We start from the raw sequence: 16,211 nt of genomic DNA, 5'->3' as shown, positions 1-16,211 counted from the left end.
AGCCGCATGAACTCTGTCGGCGGCTACGATTTGCGCCGCGCGCAGCAAGATTAAATCCGAACCATGCTCCGGCATAATTACCGTTACTGTGTAACGTCACTGTGTACCATCACTACGTAACGCGTAATGCCATTGCCAGCACATGGAACGTTGATACTGCAGTTTTTAAGCTGCAGAAAATTTTCATCAGCATCGCCACCTTTCGCCAAGTCGCCTTAAAGCGCGAAGCTTTTTGGCAGTTTTGCAGATAAAATCTTTAAGCAGTGTCTTACGCAGCAACGCATCAAGCATCGCGTGACCCCACTTCGTCTGATCAACGAAGAACGCGCCGCACATAACGCACATGCCGATTATCATCAGCACCAGCAGCGCCATATTCATCCCATCGCCGCCGGTCTTTGGCAGAGCGAATTTAGGCGGATCTATCACGTTCACGTCGAAGGAAATTCTGTTCCAATCAACAGCAGACTTTAATCCTGTAAGCTGAACCTTTTTCATATCTATAGATGAACTAAGCCCATTAAACACCGTCAGCGCATTCGGCTTCAACGCAAACACAGCGCACGTGTACTTTCCAGCCTTTTGAGGTACGCCAGCAATATCGTCTTCACTGCGAGACACAGCGCTTTCTATGCTGTCCTGCTTCCCATTCTTCGTGAAGCCATACAGCAAGTTAGCTATGCACTTATCACCGTTCTCACTGCAAGACTTTCGCTGATCAGCAGTTGCAAAAGCCCACGGCTTTACACTTTCGCCGTAATCCTGGTTCAGGTGCATATTGAGCGTATCGTCAAGCCCGTGGCTCCACTTTTGCTCGCCTTGCTTAGTGCACATCATGCGCAATGAAATATTGCTACGATCCTTCAAGCTCCACGCGCGCACATACGGATTCTTAGTAAGGCTCGTGCCGCTCATAACGGTAAGAGAATTACCTCCACCAAGCGTGTCAACAGGATCAGCGTCTTGGGATCTGAGCAATGTCATCTTAAGATCCTTGTCAGCTCCACTGAAACCTGCAACTGTAACTTTCGCATACACAGGCTTGCCGTTGTTACCAGAATCCGGGTCGTCCGAATTGGAGCCATCCGGGTAATGGATGACAATCTCTTTCAAGTACGCTTTAGGAGCAACAGATTGATCTGGGTGGAAGGTCACTTTGCCGTAACGCGTGCCGTCATCCTTGGAACTGTGCTTGCCATTCTTTTGCTTGGAAGGATTGTCAGGCTTATTGCTCTGCTCACCGGTTTTATCGGTGGCGTTGCCAGAAGCCCAATACGACCAGTCTAAAGACACACTGTTGCCCTTAGTGCCGTCAGCATTTACCTCAAAGCCGTTTGCGGCATCCTTAAACTCAAACCAAGTTCCGTCCGGAAGCGCGCCAGCCTTAACAGCATCCTGGTATTTATCCGCACCGTTAGCGCTCTTAACGCTTTGCGGCACAGCATTCTCAACCTTTTGACCAGCCGTAACGCTCACATCAACATACTTCGGGTTGTAGAAGTGGTTGTCGTTGTGAATGTGGATTGGTATTGAACGATACTCGTAGTCAACACCTTTAACCGCGTCTTTTTTACCAGTATCACCATCAAGCTTCCACTTGAAGTTTTTCAAAGGATCAGTATCACTTGGCGTTACTTTGCCGCTTTTATCTGGCTTAATTGACTTAATAGCCTTATCAAAGCTATCTAATAATTTGCTACCCTGCTTAATCGCGTAAACTACGCACTCATAGTCGCCGGATTCGTTAGCCTTGCCAACAAGAGAGGCACGCGTACGCTCAGTCGTATTCCTGGAATTACCATTAATCACATAATCGTCATACAAAAGCTTCGCATCGCACTGTTTTTTATCCCCATAGCACTGATGCTGCTTTTGAGGATCTTCCTGATGATCCCAAATAATTGGATTCTCCATAGTAATGCCAGCAATACCATTCCAAGTGTATTCAGACGTAGTATCAGCAGTATTATCCTTGTGAATAATCTTATGACATATTGTCCTAAGCTCGATTTTGCCAGGCTTATGAGTAGACCATAAGTTAAGACGGCGAGGATGACTATTGGTAAGAGGATCACCCTTCTTAATCTTAATAGTCTTATCAGCCCAGCCACCATTGTTAAAATTGTTCGTTACATCAAAACTCAAATCGCCAGGATTATAGTCGTGTGGTACAACGTTTACTTTCGCATACACTGGGTTACCATTGTTACCAGAATCCGGGTCTTCCGAAGTAGAACCATCGGGGTAATGAACGATTACTGGAGCATTATCACTCCTGTTAGCGTTAACCCACCTATGAGGATGGAAAGTCACATTACCAAACTGACCAGTGCCATTCTTAGCTAATTTCTTACCGCCTTCATTCTTGACATTATCGTCATCATTTTCAAAGAAAGCATAGTTGAGAGGTTCAGCTCCATTAGGCTTTTTATCCTTCGTATACTGCTTAAACTCGAACCAAGTACCGTCAGGCAAAGACTCATTGTTTTTCACATCATCCTGATTATTCTTCGCACCATTAGCGTTCTTAAAACTCTTTGGCAGATTAGAAGTCCCAGTTTCACCAGCCTGTAGCTTTTTAACCTCTTCATACTTCGGGTTGTAGTAGTGAGCGTCACTATGCACATGAATTGGGAAGGTTACCGAATCCCAATCGACGTGCCTTTGAGTGGCTTCAAGAGGTTTATCTTTATTCTTTTTATTTGTTAAAACTCCATTAACAACATCTTCCAACTTGCGATTACCAGGGTTATCTACAAAACTCTTTACAGCTTTATCAAACTTTTTCTGTAAATCACCATGCTTACCATCTTTATTTTCAAGGTCTTTAATAGCGTACACAGTGCACACAAAGTCGCCATTTTCCTCAACCTTGCCATGTAACCAACCCCAAGTGCGCTCTACGGTATCATGCTCATCACCATATAAGTAAAGATTAGGCTTGCAATTGTTTTTATTTTTATTGCACTCGTTCTTCTGTTTCTCATTAGCTCTCGTCCATTGTGATGGTTGATCAGTAAAATCGCCATTTGTAGTATTATCTTTTCGACCAGCAAGTGTCAGACCATTAATACCGCCAATCTTATAACCTGAGCGCTTATTATCTGCACCCAACTTATAGCAAAGCATGCGCTGATAAATTTTTCCTGGCTTAGCACTTGACCAAGAGTCAAAGAACATTGGCTTATAGGTATCATCAGACTTGTCACCTAAAGTATCACCTTTACGGAAACGCATACCGTTTTTATCATTGTCCGCAATTTGCCTTCCGCCACCATATTGAGAATAAACTTTGAGCTTTAAATCATCATCTTGGATATCTTGATCAGTTACTTCCACAGGCGCATATACAGGCTTGCCAAGATTACCAGAGTCTGGATCTTCAGAAGTGGAACCATCTGGATAATGCACAATTACAGGAGTGTTATACTTTCCAGTGAGGATACCGTTATTTGGCGCAAAAGTAACTTTGCCATACATCTCGTCAGAAGTACTATCTTCAGGCTTATCCTCGTCTGATTTCTTGTTACTTTGCTTACCTTCAAAGCTAGACCATGAAAGCTTATCTTTTGAATCCGTATGTTTTGAGTATTTCTTTAACTCAAACCATGTGCCTTTTGGCAGCCTTGTACCATTCGGCACAAGATCATTTTGACTCTTGTCGTCATCTTTCACGCCATTAGCACCACGCTGGCTTACCGGAGCAGCCGAGGTAACTCCTCCCTTATGCCCAGCCTTCACATTCACCTTTATGTATTGAGGGTTATATTTGTGAGCCAAAGAATGCGCAACAAAAGTTACTGTCTTAGACTGCCAGTCGTATTTTCTAGTATTATCATTCAGACTAAAGTCATGTTTTTTTGCTTTGGCAGCATTATCAAAATCAGTTTTTGCTTGGCTTCCATCTCTTAAAGCAAACACGCGGCAAACGTACTTACCGCCCTTATTAGGCGTGCCAGAAATCTCACCACGCGAACGTTCAATAGTAAAAGCGTCACCATCATACAACTTTGAATTATTACACGTTCCATTAGTGAAGCAAGATTCCTGCTCCTTATCATCAGCGTGAGGCCATTTTTCAGTCTGCTTAAAAGTCAAGCCGTTAATAGTATTATCGTTATTCGTTTTAGACAGGTCGCTAAAGGTATAGTCTGACTTTTCTACTTTCCCACTTTTTTGCGTTGTTTCCTTCCAGCACAGTGACTTCAACGATATTTGACCAATTTGATACTGAGCCCACGAATCAATCCAAATACTTGGTTTGAGTGGATCTTTAACAGTAATAGTTACAGAGCCATTATCTCCTAAATTAGATCCTGCATAACCGTTATGAATATTCAGCTTCAGCTCAGAATCTTTAGGATTTGGACGCTTAAGATTAACCGAAGCATACACTACGCTCTTAGCAAAATCACCGTTTTTATCAGCATTACCTGCGTCACCATCAGTAGAACTAGAACCATCCGCATAATGAACTACTACAGGAGTAATATACTTCTTGACAGGCTCCCTCCATTTGTTTGAATAAAAGCGGACTTTTCCATTATTTTTATCTTGATTTTCTATGCGCGACCAATCAAGAACAGGATCGCTCCTATTATTACCATTTACATACTGCTTAAGTTCAAAAGTAGCATCTTCAGGAAGATCGCCAGACTGAATAATATCCGAGTGTTTCTTGCTTGCGTCCTTAACGCTTTGTGGTTTGACAGTGTAAACAATCGGCGTAACATATCTCTGATTATCACCGGTTTTTTCTGTCAGATCAATTGGGGTGTAAACAGGGTTGTACAGCGAGGCTTGCGAAACAACCTTGATTTTAGTTGGGTGCTGCTCCGTAACAAAAGAGCCACGATCATAATACTTGCAGTTATACGGATATCGAGAAGGATCAGGATAAGTAATTTTTGTACCAAATTCAAGAACTTTACCCTTATCTTCTTTTCTAGGGTTATAAGTTACATGACCAGTTCTGCTATCAATATACACAGAGCCCTCAGGCATCTTAGATGGAGAACTAACTACTTTTACACCATTAGGAATTTTGTTAGTAAGCTCATATTTTATGCCAAGATTGGTAGGCAAATTAGTAGTCGTACCACCATCGTATTCAAAACTGCCATGCGAAGAATCACCTCCCCACTCACCGGTTCTTGCAAACGGTTTCACTGTAACAGGGCGATGATATGTAGTAATAGGAATATTATCTTGCCCATACTTTTTATCATCCGAACTATTGTATTGAGGGTATGAAATCTCATCGCCATTTGTCGGATTCATTCTTACTTGATGCTCAACGTAATCAGGAATACCATCACCATCAGTATCAAATGGACCCATAGCAGCCCACTTGTTACGTTCACTATTCCCCCAATAACCTGCACCTACACCAGTTTTATTAGAATCCCAACCAGCAATAATAGGTAAGGTTTCTGGATTAACACCATCTTCAACAAATGCTTCTATATGCCACTCATAAGAGAAAGTTGTATCACCCTGAGCCCAATCAAGAAATACGCGACCAAATTTATTGCTGGGATCATTCGAATTATTCGGATTGCCTCGCCACTTGCGAATCTCACAAAAACCGTATTTCTTTCTAATTTCGGGGTCTCCACAGGTAGCATCATCGCTTTTACCAAGTTTTTCTCTACCTAACGAGTATTTCCAAGCCTCATTAAAATAATAATCGCCATCAGCGTAGGTATAATTATGCTTAGTACTATTAGTAAATTCACTTGGTCTTTGACTATTATATTTTACTTCTCTTTCAAATTCCCAATGACCCTTTTTTTCTTTTTCATTATATACAAATTTTCTCTTAATAGCAGTGCGAGTTACGCGAACTGAACTTTGATGCGAAGCATCACCATCCCTAAGACCTTTTGGAAGAAAAACTGTCAAATCTGGCCTACCATCCCACGGCGAACCATCTGACTTTGCATTTCCTTTAGGAGGCACATTGAAAGATAAAGAATTTAATCCCATACCATTCGCATTGAAGGTAATATCCCAACTGATTTTAGTTCCACTTTTGCCATAATCACTATCCCACTGATTGTATTGAATATTAGGATAGCTAATAGAAACATCACGAACAGCATCACCAACCCAATAGTCACCATCAGTAAAATATCCATTGCCAGCGTAATCCCACCAAGCCTGAGTTGCGTTAGCTTCTTTTACCGGCGGCACAACAAAAGTTGCGAAAAGCGTGGCGGCTGCTACGAGCATTGCGAAAAGCGCACGGCGGAAAGTACGGAGAGTGTGTGATGGGCGATAAGCAGAAGCATCAGAGTTAGAGGTTGCGCTGGCGGTGCTGGAGGTAGCGTTGAGCGCCCCATCGCGCTCGCTGGTCTTATTCCAAGCCAAAGCGCGCGACGCAAGACGACCCACGCGTGATGCGAATCCACGGAACTTTGCTGGTAACATTTTCTCGCCTTCCTAGTCCTCCACTGCAGCAAAAGCCGCAGTATATCTCAAATTCCAACTCTCTGAGTGTTAAGCTTCAAACACTCAGCCTGCATACGATGCCGATGTATGGCAAATCAAAAACCTTGCGCACTCGCTACTACGAATGCAACTAACTGAGCCAAGCACAGGTAGTCAGTATAAAACATATACGTATGCCTTATATGCAGGCACGGCTTCCCAAAAAGCCTCTAACAGTTCTACCCCCCCCCATAGCAAAATTCAAGTAAAATCTGCACATTTTTTAATATTCGTAAAAATTACTAGATTCTATAAAAACCACAATAAAATACGTTACAAATATATTAAAAACTTGATATCTTTCGCTTCTTTTAGCGTACAAATATTGCACCCGGCGTGTCACAAACACAATATACAGTTAGCTAGATAAGCATAACCACAATATACAGTGATTTTGCATACATTAATCTCAATCTAATTCCGTGTTGTTTCGGATTATTTCCCAAAAAACAACTAAAAACAGAGCTATAGTCTAAAAACATCCCAGTTTTTAACAAAAAACGTTGCACAGCAAAAGCCATGCAACGTTTTATTCGTGCCTCCGGTGGGACTCGGACCCACAAGCCCGTAAGGGCGTCAGATTTTAAGTCTGATGCGTATGCCAATTCCGCCACAGAGGCAACAGACATACATTATGCCATATTAATTACATAAACACAACTCAGCGTGTGGCGAATGATTGTCTTACGAATAATTGTCTTGCGAGTCAGCGCGTGGCGAATGATTGTGTGGCAAGTCAGCGTACCAACTCAGCATTTAGCAACTCAGCGTGTGGCGAGTAATTTTCTGCCTAAATCAAGCGTTATTCCATCGAGTAAACCATGCTCACTAGCCACAAATGTGTCTAATACCCCACCATGATCCTCATATGCTGCTTTAGAAACACGCTCAAGCACACGGCTCCAAACAATAGCTCCACCGCCAACAACATCAATACGTCCAGGGTGAATTGTTGCATACGTACGTCTACGATCTCTAGGCATATGCAAGAATCTATCGTTAACTGTATAAGCTTGCTCTAGCCCAATATGTGCGCCATCAACTGCACTATGATCATAATGCTTCAATCCTAAAGCGAGCGCAGCCATTGTTGTAACTGAACCTGAAACTCCAATAATAGTATTTGCTTTACCTACTGGGACGCATCGTAAAGCTTCGTCAATATTAGCGTCGATATCAGCAATCGCGGTATTAATTTCATCATCAGTTGGAGGATCAGTGTGAAGATGTCGTTCAGTCATTCTAACTGAACCAATATTCATTGAATACGCGGCTGTAACTTCCCTAATATCATTATTTACTCCATCTCCGCCTAAAACTAATTCAGTAGATCCACCGCCCAAATCTACTACTAAATAAGGCGCAGGTAATTCATCTCTAGAAACAACGCTAGTAGCTCCAAGGAAACTTAGTGCAGCTTCTTCTGTACCACTTATAACTTCAGGACGCACGCCAAGTTCATCTATCATCATTTGCTCAAAGATCTCACGATTTTCAGCATCGCGCGTTGCAGACGTTGCAACAAATCTAATACCATCAACAGGATTGTCTTTTAAAACTTGCGCAAATTCGTGAGCTGCAGCTTTAACTCTCTCTAATGCTTCAGTTGAGAACTTATGAGTTTCATCAATGCCTTGCCCTAATCGCACAACTCTTAACATTCGCGGAACAATATCTGTCATACCGTGATCGTTTACACGAGCGATTTTTAAACGAATTGAGTTAGTACCGCAATCAATAGCTGCAACGCACACAGATTTTTTCGATTTTTGCGATTCTGTATATTTCATATTTTCCACAACATTCTTAGAATTATCGCTATTGGAACTACTAGCATCAGAATTATCGCTATTATTTATTACTTCGCTATCGCACTCAGTTGAATCATCACTCCAAGGAGTTGTACAACGGCAGATACCGGGATCAAACTCATTACTGATTCGAGCTAATACCATGTCTCCAATTGGATTAATCCCACTACCCATAACAAGAGTTTGAGCAAGAATCGCGTGTAAACACTTAACTCTTACAGGCATACCTCCGGCGCTAACATCAGAAATATGCTCTTCACTATCCGAAAGTCGAATTGCTAAATTATGCCTAAATAACTTATAAATTTCATGAGCTTTAGCATACTGTTCAGCAATATTTGCATCATTTTTCAAAAGCTCATTACATTCACGCATAAAGCCTTCAGCTTCAATATGTGATACAGCTTTCACTGCTTCAGGACTAGTTAAATAGAATGTAGTAGGAAAAGGAGTTCCATCTTCTAAGCAAGGACGCGTAATAACAGCTAAAGGTCTTCCGCACACACAACGAGCTCCTACAGAAACCATTCCTCTTGGAAAACGCCCTAGTTGTCTGTAAACCATATCTTTATCAACGTCACTTGCAGGATTATCACAGAAGCGATTTATTGCAGCTTCTACATCAAATACCATTACTAACTCCTGTATTATTTATACCTAAAACATCTTCGTATTATTTAATCTTAACAAAAACGAATACAAGCAGGTTACACGCTAATCCAATGTAAAACTATCGCAAAATAATCACATGTTTTACACAAAAATTAACAGTTACATCAGTTACCTCAGTTTCAGTTACCTTAGTTACTTCAGCTACCTTAGCCTTAGTTTCAGTTACCTTAGCCTTAGTTACTTCAGTCACCTTAATTATTCGTACGAGTTATATTACTATCCGCATTTTTATCCGATGAATGCTCAACCATATTTTCTGGCTTGTCAGCTTTGTGCAAAGCATAAGACAAATTACTATACCAAGGAAGTGTAGTATGGGAAGCACTATTGTAACTGCCTTCAGCAAAATTATTAGTAGCTTTGCCAGTAACAGCTTCAGGATGTTCAACACGAACAGCTTGCTCTCCTGGGAAAACAAACCCCAAACGATCGCGAGCGCGAGTCGCTACATATGCTTTATCTTTCCAACGGTCAATATTATTGAGCAGTGTATTTTTACGAGTTTGCAATGAAGCTTCTTCATTTTGCAACGTATGCAATTCAGCTAGGCTTAACGCATAACTGCGAATAGTTGAAATAAGCTCTATAGAGCCTAAAATAACAACAGCAAGCATAATTGCAAACACTATTGGACCAGAAAAAAATTTAAAACTCTTTTTCTTGTCTCCATTCGTATTAGCGTTGACAAGCATACGACGTTTTCTTGCACTCATAACTTATAACCTACTTGGCATATTCGACGTGTGCTACAAGTAAATATAATTCTTTAAAATAAAACATTTTACTTGAACCAGTAGTTACGGTTAATAACGTCAATCATATCCACTAATTGCTTTGTTTCAGCTATATCATGAGCGCGAATTACGCGACCGCCAGCCATAAACATCGCTGTTTCCGCGACAAGAGTTACAGGCAAGCGATCTTCTTTATCAAGATTGAATAACTTTTTACCAAAGCCTTTTCGAGAAATTGCAACTAATATTGGACGACCGAAACGATTTAGCTGATTAATATTACGCATCATAGCGTAGTCTTGCTCACCATCAGCAACTTTCGCGTATCCAATACCTTGATCGAGAATAATCCTATCTTTATCAATTCCACCATCTATAAGCATACGAAGATTATTGGTAAAGAATTCACACATAACTTTTGTTAAATTATCATATTCTGTATCTCTATTGCTGTGCATTGTAACTAAGCCAACATTAGATTCAGCCATCAATTTTACTTTTTCAGGATCTTCAAATGCGCGAACGTCGTTAACAATATCTACGCCAGCTTCAATTGCTGCTTTCATAACTGGAATTTTATAAGTGTCTACAGCAACAGCAATTTGAGGATAATTATCGTGAATATAACGAATCGTTGGGATTACACGACTAATTTCTTCTTCAGGAGTAATTTCTACATATCCTCCTGGCTTAGTTGTTTGACCTCCAACTTCAATAACGTCAGCTCCAGCATTAATGATTTCTTCTACATGCTTTTTAATTTGCTCTTCTGTTTGATATCTTCCACCGTCATAAAAAGAGTCAGGCGTAATATTCAAAATTGCGTAAACAATTGGCTTGTCAATAGTATCAAAGCGGAAACGTCCAGCTTTCCAAATAATAGTATTTTCGCGCGCAATAGAATTAATGCTTTCTAATAGATTAGAATCATTATTCCACGTTTTTTCACATGCGTTTATAAAAGGTTTAATGGCAATAAGCGGCAATAAAAATTGAACAGACGACTCTTTTACTTCATAAGAAGTATCAAAATGATCAATGAAATCAATCACCTTTTGCATGCAGTCAGAAGGTATATCATTCCAGTTCAAAACTAATTTTTGCTCTTTTTGTACTTGATCAAGAAGAACTTTTTCTGCAAGACTTGTGCCAGTAATATCACGTTCTTTTGTAATATTCATAACTATTCCTATCTTTATGTCTAAATACCTAAATAATCATATACTATTTGCAAGCTAAGTATACGGATTTGCAATTTTGTTTCTGGATCACACACATCATAAATACAAATAAATATGAATGAATATAAATAAATATGAATGTGATAAAACGTCTTATTTAATTAAAAACTTCACTGCCTTCAACGATTTTAATCCAATGAGAATCATTAAGATAAGATAGTTTTTCTTCAAGTAAGTCATGATAGTCAGAATCATCTTTGCTGATTTCTAATAGCGGAACCAAGACAAATTTGCGATTATCGCGCTCTTTATGAGGAATAGTTAAATTATCGCTTTTAAATACGCATTTATCGTAATCAATAATATCTAAATCGATTGTTCGAGGACCCCAATGAATAATCCTCTTTCTGTGTAAACGCTGCTCTATCTCATGAATGAAATCTAAAAGTTCATAAGGAGTTAAGTCTGTTCTCAGCCTAATTCCAATATTATAAAAACTATCTTGCTCAACGTCTCCAACTGGTTCAGTTTCGTAAACAGAAGAAACTATTACATTACTTATATGAGTATTTTCTTTCAGCATTTTAACTGCTTGTTGTAAATTATTTAAACGATCCCCAATATTGCTTCCAGAACTTATATATACTAACGAACTCATACATACCCCCCAAATTGTTTTATATTTGTTTTAGATTGTCTTATTCAGTTTTATTTATTGCTTTAGATATTTTAATTCAGTTTTATTTTTATATAAAACGGCCAGCCACCGAAGTGACCGACCGTTTAGAATATTCAAATTAGCTTATTGTAGCTTATCAAAATGCAATTCAAAACTATGAAACTACTTAACGTACTTCTTGCAAGCCTTGAATGCACTGTAACCAGCATACTGAGCGGTAGAACCAAGCTCTTCCTCAATCTCAAGCAAGCGGTTGTACTTAGCAATACGCTCGCCACGAGCAGGAGCACCAGTCTTGATTTGGCCGGTGTTCTTAGCAACTGCAAGATCAGAAATGGTGGTATCTGGGGTTTCGCCAGAACGATGGGAAACCATGGAAGTGAAGCCATTCTTGGTTGCAAGCTCAATAGCATCGAGGGTTTCGGTAACGGAACCAATCTGGTTCAACTTCACGAGCAAGGAGTTAGCTGCTCCAAGCTCAATACCCTTAGCCAAACGCTTTGGATTAGTGACGAGCAAATCATCGCCAACGAACTGCAAACGATCACCAAGACGCTTGGTGATTTCTGCCCAATCATCCCATCCTTCTTCCTGGAATGGATCTTCGATGGAAACGATTGGATACTCGTTGATAAGCTTCTCGTAGTAATCAAGCATGTAAGCAGATTCGCGCTCTTCGCCATCGAAACGATACTTACCAGTTTCCTTGTTGTAGAACTCAGAAGAAGCAACATCAAGAGAAATACCAATCTGCTTGCCTGGCTCATAACCAGCAGCTTCGATTGCATCCATGATGTACTTCAAGGAATCCTCATTGGACTTCATCTTTGGAGCGAAGCCGCCTTCGTCGCCAAGACCAGTAGCCAAGCCTTCCTTCTTCAAAACGTTCTTCAAGGTGTGATAAACCTCAACGCCAGCGCGCAAAGCATCGCTGTAGGTTGCGAAGCCGTATGGAGAAATCATGTATTCCTGAATATCGGTTGCGAAGTCAGCGTGAGCGCCACCGTTCATGATGTTCATGTTTGGAACTGGAAGAATGTGTCCGTTAGTTCCGCCGATGTAACGATACAATGGAAGCTCTGCAGATTCAGCAGCTGCATAAAGAGCAGCAAGAGAAACGCCGAGAATAGCGTTTGCGCCAAGCTTGCCCTTGTTTGGAGTGCCATCGAGCTCAATCATAGTTTCATCAAGAGCGCGCTGGTCAGTGGCATCCATGCCAATAACCTTAGGTGCGATAACCTCATTGACGGCCTTGACTGCTTCCAAGGTACCCTTGCCTTGGTAACGGGACTTGTCACCATCGCGACGTTCCCAAGCCTCAGCTTCACCAGTTGAAGCACCAGAAGGTACTAAACCAATGCCCTGAGCGCCATCTTCAGTTTCCAAATAAACTTGAACAGTAGGATTTCCACGGGAATCCAAAATTTCGCGTGCATATACGCTTTCAATAGCTGCCACAACTACTCCTTAATACTTATGGGTTGTGATGACTCTTTTAACATTAGTGCGTTTTATGGACGTTATAGATTCTTCCATTGTGTTTATGCCGTGAACGTTCACAATATCTTGATTTACTTCGAGTCAAATTAGCAGATCATCGATTTTTACACGAATATCGTTTATAAATATCGCTTTTAAATAATACTTGTCCATACCCTTAATAGATAATGACCTCAGACACGGGGTGCGCAACTACATCGTGCCAAACAACAATATGTACAGTGTTGCGCTGAGAATACACTCGTCGAACCTGATATAGCTAAAACTATCGAAGGGATTGTCGCATGACTTACAGTTCGCCTAATAAAGCGAAGAACATATTGAAGATTGCGTTTAAAGCGGTATCTTCGTGCAAAGTGTGGATTTCAACTATCCTCATTTTGGTTTTGTGGTTTTTCACAACTCTTTCTCCAATCGAAGACCGTTCTTTGCCATCCCCATATGAAGTAATACAAGCTTTTATTGATTTAAACAATGAAGGCATATTATTAAAATCCTTAGGAATAAGTATTTTACGAGTTCTTCTAGGACTTTTATTAGGAATTATTTTTGCTGTTCCAGCAGGAATACTTGCAGGAGGCAGTAAGCTTGGCAATATTGTAGTTGATAAACCAAGCCACATGTTGAGGTCAATTCCATTCCCGGCTTTAGCTCCAATATTAATAATTTTCCTCGGAATAGATGAAACGATGAAAATAGCGCTTATAGCCGTTGGTGTTTTTGGACCTATGTACGTTAATATTCGCGATGGAGTGCGTAATATTGATCCAAAACTTCTTGAATTAGCGCAGGTTTATCACGTTAAAAAATCTACTATTTTTATATCTATTTTGCTTCGCGGCACACTTCCAAGTTTTATGACAGGTTTGCGATTTGCAATATCTGTAGCATGGGTTGCATTAGTGACTTGCGAAACAGTTAATTCTTCTATTGGAATTGGATACATTCTTTCAAGAGCACAAGAATTCTTTAGGCCAGATCAAATGATGGCATGCGTTATTATGTACGCAATTGCAGGTCTTGGATCTGAGCTTACTGCAAATATATTAGAGTATCTTCTTATACCTGAACGCAGATTAGATAGAAAATCACGCAAATAATCTAGTAATATCAACATTTTTCTAAAATTAACTACTTTTTAAAATGCATTAAATTGCTTTTTAAGAATTAGTCAATATTTAGAATCAACAACCAAATAATAACAACCAAACAAACAACAAACAATAACAACCAAACAAAAGGAGCTATATATCATGGCTAATTTAAAAATGCGATTTTCTAAAAAGAGCATTATTGCATTAATCTGCGCTGCTTGTGCAACTGTATCTCTTGCAGCTTGCGGAAGCTCACAAAAATCATCAACCGCTTCTTCAAAAGACGCTGGAACTATGAGAGTTGCTTATCTTTCTACAGCAAATTATTTAACTACTTTGAAAAATGAGAAATTCCTTCAAGATGAATTTGGCAAATCTAAAGTAGTTTACACTGGTCCTTACACTCCAGTTGATGGTCTTACTGCTGTGATGAGCGGAAATGCAGATGCTACAACCACTGGAACTGGACGCTTCATTGATTTGATTGCTGAAGGACAGCCATGGGTTGCTTTTGCACTCGAATATTACAATGGTGATTCTCAAGGAATCGTTGCATCCGCAAAAAGCGGCGTGAAAACACTAAAAGACTTGTATGGCAAGAAAGTTGCTATTATTCACAACGGTGACACTGGCGATTACATGCTTCACCGCGCATTCGATAAAAGCGGCTTAGACGTTTCTAAGGTTAACAAAGTTGAGATGAGCCCTAAGAACTTCCAGGCAGCATTTACTTCTGGACAGATTGACGCAATTTCCTCATTCGATCAGAATCTTGCTGCAGCAATGACAACTCCAGGCGCAAAATTGCTTGTAAATGCTAAAAAGTACGGCAATATGAACGTCACTATTCACATTGTTTCCAAGAGCTTTGCCCAAAAGCATCCGGATCTTGTTAAGAAGATGTACAAGGCTCTTGTTCGCGAAGCAGAAAAGTCTCATAAAGAAAACAATGTTATTGGAAACGCTTACAAGCAGCTCGGAGCAAGCGAAACTATTATTAAGCAGATTGAAAAGTTTGACAATCCAACTATTCGCCCAATCGATGAAAAAGGTTTGGAAATGATGGAAACTCAAGCTAAAGAATACGTGAAATATGGTTTAATTAAGCAAGCTCCAACGAATTTGAAAGATTCCGTAATGGATTGCTCGAAGTAAATTAATCCATATATCTATAAAACACATATCAGTAAAAACAAAAATTAAATATAAAAATAAAATAATATATAACTGATTAATCAAAATTAAAACAAAGTTATATAAATATTATATAAACATGATTTAGAGCAACGCAGTAGGAGTAAATATGAACACTCAAATAGAAGAAAACTATGAGACTAAAGATAACTCTTACTGCGTTACTCTAGAACATATTGGCGTGACTTTTAAAAATAACTCTAAAATATTGCAAGATATAAATCTAAATATTAAAAAAGGTGAATTTGTATCTCTAATCGGACGCTCAGGATGTGGAAAAACCACTCTTCTTAAAGTTATTTCAGGATTAATCAAACCTGATTCTGGAACAATAAATGTCACGCAACATCAAGCAATAGGTTTCCAAGACGCGAGATTAATACCATGGCTAAAGGTAAGTAAGAACGTAGTTTTCGGCATGCAGGGAAACAAATCAGAACTAAAATCTATTGCAGAAAAAGCTCTTAACGATATGCAACTTAATAATTGCGGGTCAAAATGGCCATCTGAACTTTCAGGCGGTCAAGCACAACGAGTCTCATTAGCTAGAGCTTTAGTTCATAATCCTGAATTACTACTTTTAGACGAGCCTTTCGGAGCATTAGACGCTTTAACTCGTTTAGACATGCAAGATTTGCTTGATAATCTAAGGCAAAAACATGGCTGGACCACAATAATGGTCACGCACGATATTTCTGAAGCAGTAAGACTTTCTGACAGAATTCTTATGATCAAAGACGGAATCATTGAGAAAAACTGGAATATTAATCGAAGCCAACTTGATGCACAAAAGCGTCCAAATAATCACGTTGAAATAGAAGACGAACTGCGCATGGCATTGCAATAAATATTTT

Annotated in this window: 10 protein-coding genes, 1 tRNA gene and 1 riboswitch; of the genes, 3 read left to right on the top strand and 8 right to left on the bottom strand. The window is 39.9% G+C overall.

Translation table 11 applies throughout. The annotated features are described in order from the left end of the window. Positions 1 to 186: 186 nt before the first annotated feature. The 8 genes from BFS05_RS00480 to eno all read right to left on the bottom strand — a co-directional run bounded on the left by BFS05_RS00480 (position 187) and on the right by eno (position 13,027). The gene (locus BFS05_RS00480; RefSeq protein WP_103084123.1) at positions 187 to 6,432 is read right to left on the bottom strand and encodes a Rib/alpha-like domain-containing protein; all 6,246 of its coding nucleotides are present in this window, start codon (positions 6,430 to 6,432) and stop codon (positions 187 to 189) included. Positions 6,433 to 7,028: 596 nt separating this feature from the next. Further along, a tRNA-Leu gene (locus BFS05_RS00475) sits at positions 7,029 to 7,112 on the bottom strand. A 144-nt stretch (positions 7,113 to 7,256) separates the two neighbouring features. Continuing rightward, on the bottom strand, positions 7,257 to 8,936 hold the full coding sequence (locus tag BFS05_RS00470; protein ID WP_103084122.1) for a DUF501 domain-containing protein: 1,680 nt from the start codon (positions 8,934 to 8,936) through the stop codon (positions 7,257 to 7,259). 97 nt (positions 8,937 to 9,033) lie between these two features. Beyond that, positions 9,034 to 9,165, bottom strand: coding sequence for a hypothetical protein (locus BFS05_RS06940; RefSeq protein ID WP_258004159.1), 132 nt, complete (start codon positions 9,163 to 9,165; stop codon positions 9,034 to 9,036). A 1-nt stretch (position 9,166) separates the two neighbouring features. After that, entirely contained in the window at positions 9,167 to 9,688 is a 522-nt protein-coding gene (locus BFS05_RS00465; RefSeq protein ID WP_103084121.1) for an FtsB family cell division protein, read from the bottom strand. Between the two features lie 68 nt (positions 9,689 to 9,756). Next, positions 9,757 to 10,890, bottom strand: a complete 1,134-nt coding sequence (gene folP / locus BFS05_RS00460; RefSeq protein WP_103084120.1) for a dihydropteroate synthase — start codon at positions 10,888 to 10,890, stop codon at positions 9,757 to 9,759. 157 nt (positions 10,891 to 11,047) lie between these two features. Continuing rightward, positions 11,048 to 11,548, bottom strand: a complete 501-nt coding sequence (gene folK, locus BFS05_RS00455) for a 2-amino-4-hydroxy-6-hydroxymethyldihydropteridine diphosphokinase (RefSeq protein ID WP_103084119.1) — start codon at positions 11,546 to 11,548, stop codon at positions 11,048 to 11,050. A 183-nt stretch (positions 11,549 to 11,731) separates the two neighbouring features. After that, positions 11,732 to 13,027 carry a phosphopyruvate hydratase gene (gene eno / locus BFS05_RS00450; protein ID WP_103084118.1) on the bottom strand — a complete coding sequence of 432 codons (1,296 nt, stop codon included), beginning with the start codon at positions 13,025 to 13,027 and terminating at the stop codon, positions 11,732 to 11,734. A gap of 212 nt (positions 13,028 to 13,239) precedes the next feature. Then, a riboswitch (TPP riboswitch) is annotated at positions 13,240 to 13,364 on the top strand. Between eno and BFS05_RS00445 the strand changes: the two genes are divergently transcribed. The 3 genes from BFS05_RS00445 (at position 13,354) to BFS05_RS00435 (ending at position 16,204) form a co-directional block, all read left to right on the top strand. Beyond that, a complete protein-coding gene (locus BFS05_RS00445) occupies positions 13,354 to 14,169 on the top strand; it encodes an ABC transporter permease (RefSeq protein ID WP_103084117.1) in 816 nt (271 codons plus the stop codon). (Overlaps the previous riboswitch by 11 nt.) Before the next feature lie 153 nt (positions 14,170 to 14,322). Further along, complete coding sequence (locus BFS05_RS00440) at positions 14,323 to 15,318, top strand: ABC transporter substrate-binding protein (RefSeq protein WP_103084116.1); 996 nt, start codon at positions 14,323 to 14,325, stop codon at positions 15,316 to 15,318. 148 nt (positions 15,319 to 15,466) lie between these two features. Next, positions 15,467 to 16,204, top strand: a complete 738-nt coding sequence (locus tag BFS05_RS00435) for an ABC transporter ATP-binding protein (RefSeq protein WP_103084115.1) — start codon at positions 15,467 to 15,469, stop codon at positions 16,202 to 16,204. Positions 16,205 to 16,211: the final 7 nt, after the last annotated feature.

The organism is Gardnerella coleohominis (assembly GCF_002896555.1).
In the GTDB taxonomy this organism is placed as follows: domain Bacteria; phylum Actinomycetota; class Actinomycetes; order Actinomycetales; family Bifidobacteriaceae; genus Bifidobacterium; species Bifidobacterium vaginale_F.
Note: the sequence above shows the minus strand (reverse complement) of the source record. Positions and strands in the feature narration are given on the sequence as shown.